The organism is Pseudomaricurvus hydrocarbonicus, assembly GCF_011602365.1.
Taxonomy (GTDB): domain Bacteria; phylum Pseudomonadota; class Gammaproteobacteria; order Pseudomonadales; family Cellvibrionaceae; genus Pseudomaricurvus; species Pseudomaricurvus hydrocarbonicus.
This window is the reverse complement of the sequence record NZ_JAAONZ010000030.1, coordinates 19,590-33,612: the sequence shown is the minus strand read 5'-3', so window position 1 is coordinate 33,612 and position 14,023 is coordinate 19,590. Positions and strand designations below refer to the sequence as shown.

The following is a 14,023-nucleotide window of genomic DNA, read 5'->3' as shown; positions in this document are numbered from 1 at the left end:
CAACCATCGTTGACTGGCTGTAGTTGTACTTTTTGAAGTTTGGCATGGCGGTAGTCCTTTTCCGATGCCTAATTTTATCAAAAAACACCTATTTTTAGGAGTTTTTCTACAATTTCAACGCTTTGCTAAGGGGCAACCGAAACGCAGTGTAGGTTGTCCCGCGGAGGCCACGTTTTTTGTGGCCGGAGTGTACTTGAGCAATTTGTTATGTTTTTGAATCAATTGCTTCGATATATTTTTTTGCATCATCTGCCCAAGAAGGCTCATGATTTACTATATTTTTAAATTTTTCTAGTGCGCGTGAATAGTTGCCATGCCTAAAATATGCCTCAGCCTCAAACCATAATAGCTGGCTATCAAATGGCCTTTTCTCTAAGTGAGATTCGCAGAGCTCTATTGCCTCTACAAACTGGCCTTGATTGATATATTTCCTGATATTAGCGTGGAGACGATCACCTCGTACGAAATGCCCAATATAGGCACGAACAATTGCAGTAATAATATTCAATGCAAATATGCCGGCCATGATATATAGGATTAAATCTATTTTTTCCATTCGGTGGTACTCACTCTCCTTGAAACATAACGCTTCAAACACCGGCTTGGTGAAGTTGGCGGCTTTTTTGGAACAAAAAAGGTGACAGCTTTACCAAGTCCGCGTGCTTTGACTTGTTAACCCTTAAGCTGATGGCCACAGTGCCCCTCTTCAAATGACCAAACTCCATTATCTTCGCCTGCTTGTAGCAGGCTATAAGCTTGATATATATCCGCATGTGGCGGCACATCAATTGCTATTACAGTTGCATCATGGCCTTCAAAGCTACACCCAATTTCTTCGAGTGGTTTCCAGTACCGTTCAAATTCTGGATTATTTTCCGCACCACGCCGAGAAGGCATCATTAGCCGGTAGGTTGAATGACCTCCACCGGAAGTAACCTCTTCGACGACAGGGAAACCTCTTCCTTCTTCGATAACAACACGAACTTGATCACCGCACGCCAACCCATAGGCAAAGACCGGCACATTATCAATTCGATAAATATCGCCTTCTACGTGAGTTGCCCACAAGGTTTCAGATCCGTAGTTGTGCCAATCAGATTCGGGCAATTCGACTTCGAGCTTTGTTTGGGGCAATGAACTCTCCATGAGGGTTAACGCCCAAAACACCGGAAAGCCGGCGCGTAGCGTTGGATTTTCCGCGTGCTTTTGCTTGTTACGTTTAGCACTTTCATCTCTACGGAGTACGCCCTTTGCCTGCCACTGCAGCCAGTGTGCGGGACTGAAATTATAAATTGGATGAAAAAGTTATGCGGGCTCTAAAAAGAGCGAACGGAAGGGGTTTTGATAGATCCAGCGCCTTCCAGTGGCACCACGTTTTCACAATGTTTAGGCAGTGTATCGAACTTCCTGCCTGGCACCAACCAAGATACCAAATTTACTGCCTGATTAACTTATAAACAATTCACAGAAACCTGTGAAGAACGTAACAGTTTCTTCTATCCAACGTTGGACATATCCCGAAGCAACATATCCTGCTCCAGAATCTCAATTTTTAAAAAATCAGGGAAATAACAAGGCGGGAGTAACGATCAGCATCCGTGTTAGACATATCTTCCTGATACATATCTTTTAGCATTCCCAAAACAATATCTCTAACCTATTGAAATTACAATAATTTTCTACCCACACATGCAGCCCTTTCAGAGATATGTCCAACGCGATGGTTGATTCTTCACCTTCAGTGCGTTTGATCCATTGCTTTAAACTTTGTCGCTCAAAGATGGGCTATCGGCAAGAGGGCTGCCTGAAAGATATGCCTGCTGCTGTTCCTGCTTTCGGGTTTCAGAAAAGCGTGGCTACTGCCCGTCCGGCTTGAATCCTGCTCAACGTCATCGTACGGCTAATTGCCTGCGTGACGGATTATCGTTGGTCTCATCCACCGCATAACTCGGGCCTTCTAACCAAAAAACCAATAACCCACGAAGATCGCCGTGACCACGCCGACAAAATCGGCAAACAAGCCACAGGCAACCGCGTGACGAATGCGTTTAATGCCCACCGCGCCGAAGTAAACCGCCAACACATAAAAGGTGGTCTCTGTGCTGCCCTGTACCGTGGCGGCAATCAAGGCCGGAAAAGAATCCACCCCAAAGTTATTCATGGTTTCGAGCATCATCGCCCGGGCTCCGGAACCACTTAACGGCTTCATAAAGGCGGTCGGCAGCGCGTCGACAAAACGCGTGTCCATGCCCCCCCATTCAAATACCCAGCGCAGTGCCACCAGGCAATACTCCAGCATGCCACTGGCCCGGAACACTCCAATCGCCACCAGCATCGCCAACAGGAACGGCAAGATCGTGATCGCCAGCTGAAAGCCCTCTTTGGCACCCTCGATAAAGCTTTCATAGACGTTGATCTTGCGGCGGATGCCCATGGCCATGAACAAAATCACGACGCTGAACAACAGGCAATTGGCCATGAGCGAAGACGTGCGGGCCAGCTCTTCGGGACTCAGCTTTAACAGATACACCACCAGCGAGGCCAGCGCAACACCGATCACGCCCAAATAGCCCAGCACCACGCGGTTAAAAATATCCAGCTTTTGCACAAACGCCACCACCAATAACCCCGCAATGCTGGAGGCACAGGTCGCCAGCAGAATGGGCAGAAACACCACCGCCGGATCGGCAGCCCCCTGCTGGGCGCGGTACATGAGAATCGCGATGGGAAACAGCGTCAGGGAAGAGGTGTTCAGCACCAAAAACAGAATCTGGGCGTTGGAGGCGGTATCTTTGCGTGGATTGATGTCCTGCAGGCTCTGCATCGCCTTGATCCCGATGGGGGTCGCGGCGTTGTCCAGTCCCATGATGTTGGCGGCAAAATTCATGGAGATATGCCCCAGCGCCGGATGATTTTTAGGCACTTCGGGCATCAGGTGTGCAAACAGTGGGGACAACAGGCGCGAGAGTTTTTCCACCAGGCCCGCGTTTTCACCAATCTTGAGAATGCCCATCCACAGGGTCAGAATGCCCACCAGACCCAGGGCGATATCAAACGACAGCCTGGACATGTCAAACAGGGAGGCAACCAGCGTATTGAAGATTTCCGTGTTGCCCTGAAAAACAAGCTGGGCAAGGGCCGACACAAATGCGGAAAAGAAGAAGAACAGCCAAATCCAGTTGAGCATAGCCAATATCGTCCAGGGTTTTGGCCAGTTTAAAAGAGATCGACGGAAAACGCATCCGCACTCGGGCTATCTGCTATATGGGATGTATCGGGGAGGATTGGTTTCGAGTAAGTGCCTGTTTGCACAGGCGGCACCGCAAACCGGTGCCGCACCGTTCTGTGACTTATTTTATAAACAACATTTCCTGATATTTGGGCAGGGGCCACAGCTCATCGGCGACCAGTCCTTCCAGCGTGTCAGCCTCAGACCGAACGGCCAGCATCAAGGGGCAAATGGTCTCGGCACAGAATGTCATGTGTGCCTCTTCCGACTCAAAATCGTGTGTCTCGACCGCGTCTTTCAAATCACTGACAGACGCCATCATGTTACCCACTGCCGCACTCACCGCCTTGAGCGTGTCCGCCCCAAACGCAATGCCCATCCCCGACAGGCTCGTCGCCGTGGTGGTGAGCGTTGACAAATATGAGATGGCCGCGGGGTATATTTTGGTGGTGGCTATATCAATTACCAGCTTGGCTTCCACCTCGATGGAGAGAATGTATTGTTCGGCGTACACTTCAAACCGGCTGGCCAGTTCTTTCGGTGACAGCACCCCGGTGGATTCGAACAACTCGATCACCGCCGGGTCTTTATACGCCGTCAACGCGTCCGCGGTGGTGGGGATATTTTTCAAACCGCGCTCTTCCACCGCCATCCGATGCCATTCCGAAGAGTAACCATCACCGCCAAAGACCACATTGCCGTGCAGATCCATCAGCTTTTGCAGGACTTTAATGACCGCAGGTGCTTTTTCGGTACCGTCCGCCAGGGCACTTTCCAGCTCCAGGGCAATCCAGTTGAGCGAGTCGGCCAGCATGGTGTTCATCGCCACCAGGGGCCCGGATACCGACTGCGACGAGCCCACGGCACGAAATTCAAAGCGGTTGCCGGTAAAGGCGAACGGCGAGGTGCGATTGCGATCGCCCGGATCCCGTTTGAATTTCAGAATCTGTGACAGCCCCAGATCCATCTCACCGCCGTCGGCTTTCTCCAGCAAACTGCCGGTCTTAATGTCATTGAACACACTCTCCAGCTGATCCCCCAGATAGACCGATAAAATGGCCGGTGGGGCTTCATTGGCACCCAGCCGGTGATCGTTGGCGGCAGAGGCAATGACGGCACGGAGCATCGGCCCATAGGTGTGAACTCCTCGGATCACCGCACCACAGAACAACAGAAAATTCAGGTTGTCGTGGGGGGTATTGCCGGGGTCCAGCAGGTTGCCCTGAGTGGCATTGCCCACTGACCAGTTCACGTGCTTGCCAGAACCGTTGACGCCGGCGAAGGGTTTTTCATGCAACAGGCACAAAAAGCCGTGCTCTTTGGCGGTACTCTTCATCAGGGTCATCAGCAACTGCTGGTGATCAGCGGCCACGTTGGCCGCTTCAAAATACGGCGCGATTTCAAATTGTCCCGGTGCCACTTCGTTGTGGTGGGTTTTGGCCGGAATACCCAGGCGATAAAGCTTGTCTTCAAAGTCCTGCATGAACACCTGAACCCGTGCCGGGATGGCGCCGAAATAGTGGTCATCGAATTGTTGGCCTTTCGCGGGCGACGCCCCAAACAGGGTTCTGCCGGCCAACAGCAAATCCGGGCGGGCATTGGCAAAGTTTTCATCCACCAGGAAGTATTCCTGTTCGGCACCGCAGCTGGAATTTAACGTGGCGATTTCGGTCTCACCCATCAGCGCGAGCACTTTGTGGGCGGCTTTATCCATCGCCGCGTTCGAGCGCAGCAGCGGGATTTTTTTGTCGAGGGATTCACCGGTCCACGACATAAAGACGCTGGGAATCATCAGTGTCGCACCGTTGGGGGTATTCATCACATAGGCCGGGCTGGTGGGATCCCAGGCGGTGTAGCCGCGGGCGGCATTGGTCATGCGCAAACTGCCATTGGGAAACGAGGAGCCATCGGGCTCACCCTTAATCAGCAGGCTGCCGGTAAATTCCGTGATGGCGTGCCCATCCGCATTGGTGACAATGAAACCATCGTGCTTTTCGGCGGTGATGTTGGTCATTGGGTAAAAAATGTGGGAGAAAAACTTCACTCCTTTGCCGACGGCCCATTCTTTCATGGCGGCGGCGATGACGTCGGCCGTGGCGGGATCCAGCGGCGCTCCGGTTTCTACCGTTTTCTTAATCGCCTTGAAGGCGTTCTTCGACAATGCGTTTTCCATGGTCGCCAGATTGAAAACATCACTTGCCCAGATTTTGCTCAGTGGTTCGGTGGGGCCGGTTTTTTTGGGGATGCGATTGGTGATGTTCGATATGGCTTGAAGTCTTGCGGTATTTCCACTCATAGATAATGCCTTTCATCCGATTGAAATGCGCCACTGATCAAAATACCCATCGAGCGCCATTTAGAGTTATTGAGGATTGATTCACAGCGGCTTTTAAACGGCCGTTTATAAACCCTGTGAAGGTACAAGTTGGCCACAAGCACGGGATTACAACGGTCGTGGCTATGGCTCTAACTACAGCCCTAACTAACAGTTTTAACTACAGTTTTAACTACACAGTTCTAACTAGGGTCCTAACAACAGTAACAAGAGCAATAATGAGGCCAGCACGGCCAAAACGTTGCGAACACCGGCTAAAACACGGAGAAAATGGTCAAACGGAGGATAACTGACGAAAATCAGTGACGAAATTTCACCGGGCGGCGAAAAAGTGACCTCGGAGTCGATGGTCGCTGCAAATACCTCCGGGCGAAGGCCTTATTTGGTGCACGGCGAAGCAGAGATGCGGACCAACGGATGATATTGGTTCACGGGCAACGACCCGGCACCCACGGGCAGTACCGACGGGGACTGGCACGCTGGTCGCCGCTAGAGTCTATATTGATTGGCTCGGGTCTAGGTTAGCTCGGGCCGGGCGACGGCGGTGCCGGTTTCGTCAAAGACATAACACACCGCCGCCGGCACCTCGACCCGAATACGCTGTCCTACCTCAATGGCTGTATCCCCCGTGGCCTTGAACACCAGCGGTTCAGCCCCATCATAAGCCAGGTGGACATAGGCTTCGGACCCCAGGTGCTCTACCGCGATGACCTGACCCGCCAACGCTCCGCCGTCATTATTCGAGCCATCGTTCGAAGCAGCGTCTGAGTTTCTGCCCGAGACACTTGCCTGACCCACAAGGTGTTCCGGGCGCAACCCCAGGGTCACTTGGGCACCGACGCCTAAGCCGGATGCATCAAGCACAGACGCCGTCACGGAGCAGCCCCCCCCGACGTCAACAAGCACGGCCTGACCGCGACGCTCAACGACGCTGCCCGGCAGAAAATTCATTTTCGGGGAGCCAATAAAACCGGCAACGAACAGATTGCAGGGGGAGCGATACAGCTCCAGTGGCGAACCAATCTGTTCGACCCTGCCGTCATTCAGTACCACTATGCGATCGGCCAGGGTCATGGCCTCGACCTGATCGTGAGTCACATAAATCATGGTCGTGCCCAGGTCGGCGTGCAGGCGTTTCAGTTCCAGCCGGGTTTGTACACGCAGCGCGGCGTCCAGATTGGACAAGGGTTCGTCGAACAGGAACACCCGTGGCTGACGCACGATCGCCCGGCCAATGGCGACCCGCTGGCGCTGTCCGCCTGAAAGTTCTCGCGGTTTACGATCGAGTAGATGGCCAATCTGTAATGTCTGTGCCGCCTTCTCTACCCGTTCACGAATGCTCTGCGGATCCTTTTTTGCCAGCTTCAAACCGAACGCCATATTGTCGTAAACGTTCATGTGAGGATAAAGTGCATAGGACTGAAACACCATCGCCACACCCCGCTCGGCCGGCGTCCACTCGGTGACGTCTTCGTCGTCGAAAACAATGTTGCCGCTGCTAACCTCTTCCAGCCCGGCGATCAATCGCAACAGCGTGGATTTACCACAACCGGAAGGCCCCACAAAGACCGTGAACTCCCCGTCGTAAATGTCGAAGCTGATGTTATTGATGACATCCGTCTTACCAAAATGTTTGCCGACCGCCTGCATGGAAATGGCAGACATGAATTCCCCCTACGTTAATTGTGAATGATGTTTCCCAAACAGGACATTAAGCTTTTATCGTTTCCTGCTTTTATGGCTTTCTGCTTTTATTTATAGGTTTACTGTTCGCTATCGGTGAAAAATCAAAACTTTTGATCGCCTCAAGGTTTAACCTTTCACCGCCCCGGCGGTCAAACCGGACACAATACGTCGCTGGAAGACCAGCACCAGTACAATTAAGGGTACCGTCACGATCACCGACGCCGCCATAATATTTCCCCAGGGTAATTCGTAAGAACTGGCTCCGGAAATCAACGCAATTGCCACCGGGACAGTGCGCATTTCACTGGACAGGGTAAACGTCAGGGCGAATAAAAATTCATTCCAGGCGGCGATGAAAGCCAACAGACCGGTGGTCACCAGAGCCGGCCCCATTAAGGGAATAAACACTTTGGTGACGATGGTGAACGGCGTCGCGCCATCAACAATGGCGGCTTCTTCCAGTTCCTTTGGCAACTCCCGCATGAATGTCGTTAGCACCCACACGGTAAATGGCAACGTGAAAATCATGTACGACAAGGACAAGGCCAGCAGATTGTTGTACAAACCCAGTGAGTTAATCAGTTCAAACATCCCCGACAACACCGCCACCTGAGGAAACATCGACACCCCCAGAATCACAAACAACAGCAGCGTACGTCCCCGAAATTGAATGCGCCCCATGGCATAGGCTGCCGCCAACGCCAGCGACAGTGAGATCAGTACCGTCGAAATTGACACCAACAGGGAATTGAGGATGTTGCGGCCAAAAGGCTGCTCTCGAAACACCGCGACATAATTTTCCCAATAGGGATCCTGCGGCCAGAAGTCTACCTGAAACAGGGCCGAACCGGATTTCAGCGAAGACACAATCGCCCAATAAAAGGGAAACACGGTGTAAAGCACAATGACGGCCAACAACAAATAAAAAAGTACGTTAGCCACAGCGCGTTTCAGCTTTTTTAACCTGGCATTCGTTTTTATTAACATGACTTTTATCAACATGGTTTCAGTGCTCCCTGCCCACCCGGGCTACCGTAAGATAAACGACGGTAAACAGGGCAATAATGGCAAAAATCAACGACGACGCCGCAGACCCAAACCCCAGGCCGCCAAAATCAATCAATTGCTGACGCGCATACACCGACATCGACATGGTATCGTGATTGTTGCCGCTCATGACATAAACCAGGTCAAACACCCGCAGCGCATCCAGCAGTCGAAAAATAATCGCAACCATCAAGGTGGGTTTGAGCAAGGGTAAGGTAACCCGAAAAAACACCTTGAGCGGATGCACCCCGTCAATGCGGGCCGACTCGTAACATTCGGTGGGCAGCATTTGCAAACCTGCCAGCAGCAGCAATGCCATGAAGGGGGTGGTCTTCCACACATCCACCAGAATAATCGACAACAGCGCGGTGTCCGGTGACGCCGTCCAGGCGATGGGCTGCTCGATCAAACCGACAAATTGCAGGATATGATTGATCACCCCGAACACATCGTTGTACATCCAGTTCCACATCTGTGCCGACACCACTGTCGGTATGGCCCAGGGAATCAAAATGGCCGCACGCAGACCGCCACGACCGGGAAATTTCGCATTCAGGGTCAGCGCAATGATCAGGCCCAGCACGGTTTCAAGCGCCACGGAGGCAAAGGCGAACACCACGGTATTCCACACCGCGGTCCACCAGTAAGGATCCTGCAACAGGAAAGCGAAATTGTCGAAGCCGATAAAACGAGCCGTTTCCGGCGCGATCAGGCTGGCGTCGGTAAAACCATAGGCGATGGTTTTAAACAATGGCCACCCGGCCACAAACGCCAGCACCAGTAACATCGGGGCCATAAACAGCCAGGCCCAGCGCACTTTCTGGCGAGACAACCGAGTCGAGGTGTGAGCTGCTCCTTTTCGTGTGCCGTGACGGTGCTTGGTGACTTCCATTACCATTGGCCCCCCCGGGACAACCGCTCCAGCTTGCGCTGCAATTGCGCCAGGGCCTTAGCGGCGGTTGTTTTGCCCCCGAGAACACCGTGTACCGCGTAATAGAACTCGGCACTGACACGGGCATACTTATCCCCGGTAATGCGCGAAGGTCGAGCCACCGCGTTTTGAAACGACGCGTAGAGTGTGCCGAAAAAAGGCGCCGCCGCCAGAACCTCGGCATCCTGATAGAGCACACTGATGGTCGGATTGTAGGAGCCGATCAGGGCACGGCGTTTCTGCTCCGGGTAACTGGTGAGATAGCGCACCAGATCGGCAGCCTGCCGAGGGTGTTTTGAGTATTTGGAGACCGCCAATTGCCAGCCCCCCAACACACCGCTGTGGTGACCATGTTCGCCACCTCTGGGCAGGGCAATGACCCCGATTTTACCGCGCACCGGACTGTCTTCAGCATTGCCCAGCGCCCAGGCATAGGGCCAGTTGCGCATGAACACCGCATTGCCGGATTGAAACACGCCCCGGCTTTGTTCTTCATCGTAATTCAAGACCCCCTGAGGGGCGATATTGCCAATCCAGCGGGAGGCCATCTCAAGAGCCTGCACCGCTTTGGGGTTATTAATGGTGACCTCACCGTCTGAACTCACCAAAGTGCCGCCGCCAAAACTGTCGACCCACTCCAGCGCATCACAGGTCAGGCCTTCGTAGCCTTTCGCCTGAAACACAAAACCGTACATGCGCAAATTTCCGGCCAGGCGCTCGGCTTCCTGAATGCGGGCCGCGGTATCGGTCAATTGTTGCCAGGTTTGTGGCGGGGATTCCCCGTATTTGTGCAGCAAATCCTTACGGTAATAAAGCACACCCGCCACGGTGAACCACGGCATGGCCACCAGGGCGCCGTCGACGGTGTTATTGGTAATCAGCGTGCTGAAGTGCTGTGCGGTAATGTCCTCGGGGATGTACTGCGACAAATCCACCAAGTGAGGTGCCAGGGTGCCGGGCCACACCACATCAATTTGAAAAATATCAATGTCGGCAGAGCGTGAAGCGAGGATCTGCTGGTAGAGTGCGAAGCGCTCAGTCGCCGAGTTCGGCGTGGCCACGATATTGACGTCGATGCCGGTCTTACTTGACCAGGCATCCACTCCCTGTTGACACAGCGAAAGCTCAACACCGAGAGCCCCGCATGAAATGGACAAACTTGCGGTTCCTGCAGCAACCGACTCAAAAGACAAGATCAGCAGCAGGGTCAGCGCAATGCGCCTCATAAAATAAGCTCCTTGTTATTTTTCTTATGGATCGAATTCAAGCTATTTACGAATTAACGCAAACGCCCCTCCAAACTAACAGAAAGCAATTTACAGTCCAACTTTTTGGATAATTTGTCGCCTTGCGTTATTGACGCTCACCCACAAGCCCGCTCAAGACATTTCCGGCGGCCATCTTGTCACTCAAAGGCGGGCGAATTCGTCCTAGGTCCCAGACGCCCTCCGGAGTCCACTTGTCTTTTGCCTGACTTACTCTACAGTTAATTGTCGTATGATGCTGTTAAGACGTAGAAGGAAATCCACCCGTTAAGGGTAACTATTAGAAATAATTTAACGGAGGCTTTTATGTTAGGCGAAGATCATTCCCTCAGAAAAGAATTTCCAGACCATGTGGATACGATTGCCGCATTAAATTCCAACGATCCCCAGTTTGCGGAAACCCTCAAACGCTACGACCTCCTGGACCAGGAAATCCGTAAATTGGAAATGAGGGACTCTCCCATTACCGATGAAACCATCAACGAGTTAAAAAACCAGAGACTGGGCCTCAAGGATGCGCTCTATCAGCGACTCATCAACAGCCAACATTAACTTCAGGGGTAACCGCTAGCATGTGATCATTCACCAGCGTCGTATACACCCGGTTGTTCACGGCTGTGCGGCCTGTTTGAAGCTTTAAAACCCGAAAGCTCCATAACCCTTCAGCCGTTTTGACACCAGTAAAGCGCTCTTATTCAGCCCGGTTAACCCTATCATCTGAACGTGACTCCTCATGCTGGTGGGCCTGTGCCGGGCACCTGTTTTCCGGCACCCTACTTTCCGCCAATTTATGTTCCGGCACCTTATTTCCCAGCAAGCTTATTTTCCACTGGCGCTATCGATCGAGGACAGAGACGTCCAGGCGGGCACTGAAGACAAATCAGGCGATACTAAAGACCATAAAAAGCGAGCTAAAAAGCCGCCTTCTGCCGTCGATCGACGTCTCAAAGGTTTATCGTCCCAGTCGGGATTTTTATCTGAATTGATCCGGATCATCGCCCGGCTTGCCCTCTGCAGTGTCAGCTCGGTCACCAGAATGTCCGTGCTGCAAGAAACCTTCACCTCTGGTATATTTGATATAAACCGAATATAGTAAATATAACAATAGTTTTCCAACGGCCATTCAGAGGTTGCTCATGAACACAGATACGCTCGAAACACTCATCGCCAAAGAACAGATCCGCGACCTGGCACTGCTGTATTCCCGCGGCGTGGACCGTCAGGACGCCAAGCTGCTGCGCGACCTGTACACCGACGATGCCACCGACACCCACGGTGATACCTTTGACGGCAGTGCCAGCGATTATGTGGATTTTCTGGAGCAGGCTTTTCCACACCTGCAATACAGCGGGCATCACATCTGCAACCATCTGATTTCGGTCGATGATGACCGCGGTGAAGGCGAAGTTTATGCGCTGGCGTATCACATCTTTCCCGACGGCCAAGGTGGCCAGATTGAAGATTTCATGTGCGTGCGCTACCTCGATCATTATCGCAAGTGTGAGGATGGACGCTGGCGCTTTGCCAAACGAGTCGTGACCTACGATCTGCGCAAACAGGGGCCTGTTGCAGCGTCGCTCCGAGACCCCGAAGAGCCCAGCTTCGCGCTGTTGCAAAGCCGCCTGTTCGCTCGGGGAAAACGGGGTTAATAAAAAGCCCGCCGGGGTTGATACCGCGCAATACGGCGTGAAAAGACTATCCTTAGGTCTGACTTTCCCTAACTGAAGGCCGCCTCAATGGATATGCAACTCTCAGGTACTACCGCACTTGTCACCGGTTCCACCAAAGGCATCGGCAAAGCCATCGCGCTGTCCCTGGCCAAAGAAGGCGCCACCGTTATCGGACATGGGCGCTCTGGCACAGACGCTCTGGTACAAGAATTGTCTCAGTTCAGTGAGGCTCACGGTGTCGAAGGCGATTTGTCCAGTCCTGAAGACATACAGCGTATATGCCATGAAGTTGACGCCATCGCCCCTCTGGATATTCTGGTGAAGAACATTTAAATGAAAATAATTAAAGATAAATCAGTGAATTAGGGGAAATCTCTTACTCAATACCATGAATGATACCATGGTCAATAAAAATGTAGAATCCGTCCCAACTGAAGAAAATTTCATTCTCTTTTTCTTTAAAACTATCGGTGCTAAGCACGTCAATGTGCTATAAAATTTTTGAAGTGGTATCACCAGGCCTCAAGGTTTTCTTCGCTTCCTACAAACTTCTGAATCAATGCTGAACAATTATTAAAGTCGAAATCGGCCACTGGGGGTTTCAGCGAACGAATATCGTATGAATCTTCCCGGCAGGCATAGCAGGCTGTTGAAAAACCCCAAAAATGAGACAATACCGCCATCGTATATCAGGTGAAGAACAATGCGCGGCGATTCAACTAACCAGGGTGAACTTTTCAGCTATGTCAGTCTGGAATCCCGTATTCCAGACAATCACCCCATTCGCAAAGTACGCAAGATCGTCGATACCGCACTGGCAGAGATTGAACCGGCCTTTAACGATATGTATTCATCGGTAGGCAGGCCATCTATTCCGCCTGAACAACTGATTCGATCCATGCTGTTGCAGATCTTCTTTACTATTCGCTCAGAGCGACAGCTGGTGGAAAGACTGGACTACGACCTGATGTTCCGCTGGTTTGTAGGCTTGAGTATGGATGATCGCGTCTGGAATCACTCGGTATTTTCCAAGAACCGGGATCGTCTGATGCGGGGCAATATTGATGAACTGTTCTTCGACGCCATTAAAAAGCAGGCGTACGCCAAGAAGCTGATGTCCCGCGATCACTTCTCCGTAGACGGAACCCTGCTGGAGGCCTGTGCGTCGATGAAGTCATTTAAGCCCAAGGAAGGATCAGACGATGATGATAGAGAGAACTTCCACGGCCAAAAGCGCAGTAACAGAACTCACAAGTCCACGACAGATGGCGATGCCAAACTGTATAGAAAGAGCGCAGGCAAAGAATCTCGCCTGTGCCACATGGGACATTTATTGACCGAAAATCGTAACGGCCTGATTGTTGAGGCGGAAGTCACAGAAGCCGGTACACGTCAGGAATGGGATGCGGGTACGACCATGTTGGCCGCTCAGGGTTCGCGTCCGGGAATGACTGTCGGTGCGGACAGGGGCTACGATACGGGAGAATATGTCGATGGCTGTCGAGGCTTGACGATTACCCCGCATGTTGCTCAGAAGTCAGTTGGGAGTGTGATTGATAGCAGGACGACAAAATCCTGGGCCTATCGAATCAGCCAGATCAAACGAAAACGCATTGAAGAATGCTTTGGTTGGATGAAAGAGTTTGGTCTGATGCGTAAACTACGCCATGTGGGACGGGCAAAGACCGCCTGGATTTTCCGATTTACGGCAGCGGCGTATAACGTAACCCAGCTGAAGGGGTTATTGGCCTGAATCTGGGTCTTAACGGCTTGGATTTCTCCAGATAATATAGGCAATATGTTTAAAATATAAAATTGAACACAGCTCATCGCTTGAAACGATCAGGAAAGAGAAAAACT

At 52.0% G+C, this 14,023-nt stretch carries 13 protein-coding genes; 5 read left to right on the top strand and 8 right to left on the bottom strand.

The window, feature by feature from the left end; genetic code table 11:
* Positions 1 to 205 precede the first annotated feature (205 nt).
* From G8770_RS22880 to G8770_RS22845, 8 genes are all read right to left on the bottom strand, one after another.
* A complete protein-coding gene (locus tag G8770_RS22880; protein ID WP_167192368.1) occupies positions 206 to 556 on the bottom strand; it encodes a tetratricopeptide repeat protein in 351 nt (116 codons plus the stop codon).
* A gap of 116 nt (positions 557 to 672) precedes the next feature.
* Positions 673 to 1,134 carry a DUF4265 domain-containing protein gene (locus G8770_RS22875; protein WP_167192367.1) on the bottom strand — a complete coding sequence of 154 codons (462 nt, stop codon included), beginning with the start codon at positions 1,132 to 1,134 and terminating at the stop codon, positions 673 to 675.
* A gap of 823 nt (positions 1,135 to 1,957) precedes the next feature.
* A complete protein-coding gene (locus tag G8770_RS22870; RefSeq protein WP_167192366.1) occupies positions 1,958 to 3,187 on the bottom strand; it encodes a nucleoside recognition domain-containing protein in 1,230 nt (409 codons plus the stop codon).
* Positions 3,188 to 3,350: 163 nt separating this feature from the next.
* A complete protein-coding gene (locus G8770_RS22865; protein WP_167192365.1) occupies positions 3,351 to 5,525 on the bottom strand; it encodes a glutamine synthetase III family protein in 2,175 nt (724 codons plus the stop codon).
* A 555-nt stretch (positions 5,526 to 6,080) separates the two neighbouring features.
* Positions 6,081 to 7,229: an ABC transporter ATP-binding protein gene (locus G8770_RS22860; RefSeq protein WP_167192364.1), complete on the bottom strand. Its 1,149-nt coding sequence runs from the start codon at positions 7,227 to 7,229 to the stop codon at positions 6,081 to 6,083.
* Positions 7,230 to 7,376: 147 nt separating this feature from the next.
* Positions 7,377 to 8,192, bottom strand: coding sequence for a carbohydrate ABC transporter permease (locus G8770_RS24280; protein WP_341771193.1), 816 nt, complete (start codon positions 8,190 to 8,192; stop codon positions 7,377 to 7,379).
* A gap of 64 nt (positions 8,193 to 8,256) precedes the next feature.
* Positions 8,257 to 9,189, bottom strand: a complete 933-nt coding sequence (locus tag G8770_RS22850; RefSeq protein WP_167192363.1) for a carbohydrate ABC transporter permease — start codon at positions 9,187 to 9,189, stop codon at positions 8,257 to 8,259.
* A complete protein-coding gene (locus G8770_RS22845; protein WP_167192362.1) occupies positions 9,189 to 10,454 on the bottom strand; it encodes an ABC transporter substrate-binding protein in 1,266 nt (421 codons plus the stop codon). Before G8770_RS22845 ends, G8770_RS22850 begins: the two co-directional genes overlap by 1 nt.
* A gap of 345 nt (positions 10,455 to 10,799) precedes the next feature.
* Here G8770_RS22845 and G8770_RS22840 point away from each other — a divergent pair, with 345 nt between their 5' ends.
* The 5 genes from G8770_RS22840 (at position 10,800) to G8770_RS22820 (ending at position 13,916) form a co-directional block, all read left to right on the top strand.
* The gene (locus tag G8770_RS22840) at positions 10,800 to 11,045 is read left to right on the top strand and encodes an HP1242/YdcH family protein (RefSeq protein WP_167192361.1); all 246 of its coding nucleotides are present in this window, start codon (positions 10,800 to 10,802) and stop codon (positions 11,043 to 11,045) included.
* Positions 11,046 to 11,226: 181 nt separating this feature from the next.
* Positions 11,227 to 11,586, top strand: a complete 360-nt coding sequence (locus tag G8770_RS22835) for a hypothetical protein (RefSeq protein WP_167192359.1) — start codon at positions 11,227 to 11,229, stop codon at positions 11,584 to 11,586.
* Positions 11,587 to 11,629: 43 nt separating this feature from the next.
* Positions 11,630 to 12,142: a nuclear transport factor 2 family protein gene (locus G8770_RS22830; RefSeq protein ID WP_167192357.1), complete on the top strand. Its 513-nt coding sequence runs from the start codon at positions 11,630 to 11,632 to the stop codon at positions 12,140 to 12,142.
* An 87-nt stretch (positions 12,143 to 12,229) separates the two neighbouring features.
* Positions 12,230 to 12,496 (top strand): SDR family NAD(P)-dependent oxidoreductase, encoded by a 267-nt coding sequence (locus G8770_RS22825; protein WP_167192355.1) that lies wholly within the window; start codon positions 12,230 to 12,232, stop codon positions 12,494 to 12,496.
* A 370-nt stretch (positions 12,497 to 12,866) separates the two neighbouring features.
* Entirely contained in the window at positions 12,867 to 13,916 is a 1,050-nt protein-coding gene (locus G8770_RS22820) for an IS5 family transposase (RefSeq protein WP_167192353.1), read from the top strand.
* The last annotated feature ends 107 nt before the right edge of the window (positions 13,917 to 14,023 follow it).

Excerpts from the sequence above, each read along its gene's own strand:
- G8770_RS22880 (WP_167192368.1), bottom strand. The coding sequence starts at position 556 with ATGGAAAAAATAGATTTAATCCTATATATCATGGCCGGCATATTTGCA.
- G8770_RS22870 (WP_167192366.1), bottom strand. The coding sequence starts at position 3,187 with ATGCTCAACTGGATTTGGCTGTTCTTCTTCTTTTCCGCATTTGTGTCG.
- G8770_RS22865 (WP_167192365.1), bottom strand. The coding sequence starts at position 5,525 with ATGAGTGGAAATACCGCAAGACTTCAAGCCATATCGAACATCACCAAT.
- G8770_RS22860 (WP_167192364.1), bottom strand. The coding sequence starts at position 7,229 with ATGTCTGCCATTTCCATGCAGGCGGTCGGCAAACATTTTGGTAAGACG.
- G8770_RS22850 (WP_167192363.1), bottom strand. The coding sequence starts at position 9,189 with ATGGAAGTCACCAAGCACCGTCACGGCACACGAAAAGGAGCAGCTCAC.
- G8770_RS22845 (WP_167192362.1), bottom strand. The coding sequence starts at position 10,454 with ATGAGGCGCATTGCGCTGACCCTGCTGCTGATCTTGTCTTTTGAGTCG.
- G8770_RS22840 (WP_167192361.1), top strand. The coding sequence starts at position 10,800 with ATGTTAGGCGAAGATCATTCCCTCAGAAAAGAATTTCCAGACCATGTG.
- G8770_RS22835 (WP_167192359.1), top strand. The coding sequence starts at position 11,227 with ATGCTGGTGGGCCTGTGCCGGGCACCTGTTTTCCGGCACCCTACTTTC.
- G8770_RS22830 (WP_167192357.1), top strand. The coding sequence starts at position 11,630 with ATGAACACAGATACGCTCGAAACACTCATCGCCAAAGAACAGATCCGC.
- G8770_RS22825 (WP_167192355.1), top strand. The coding sequence starts at position 12,230 with ATGGATATGCAACTCTCAGGTACTACCGCACTTGTCACCGGTTCCACC.
- G8770_RS22820 (WP_167192353.1), top strand. The coding sequence starts at position 12,867 with ATGCGCGGCGATTCAACTAACCAGGGTGAACTTTTCAGCTATGTCAGT.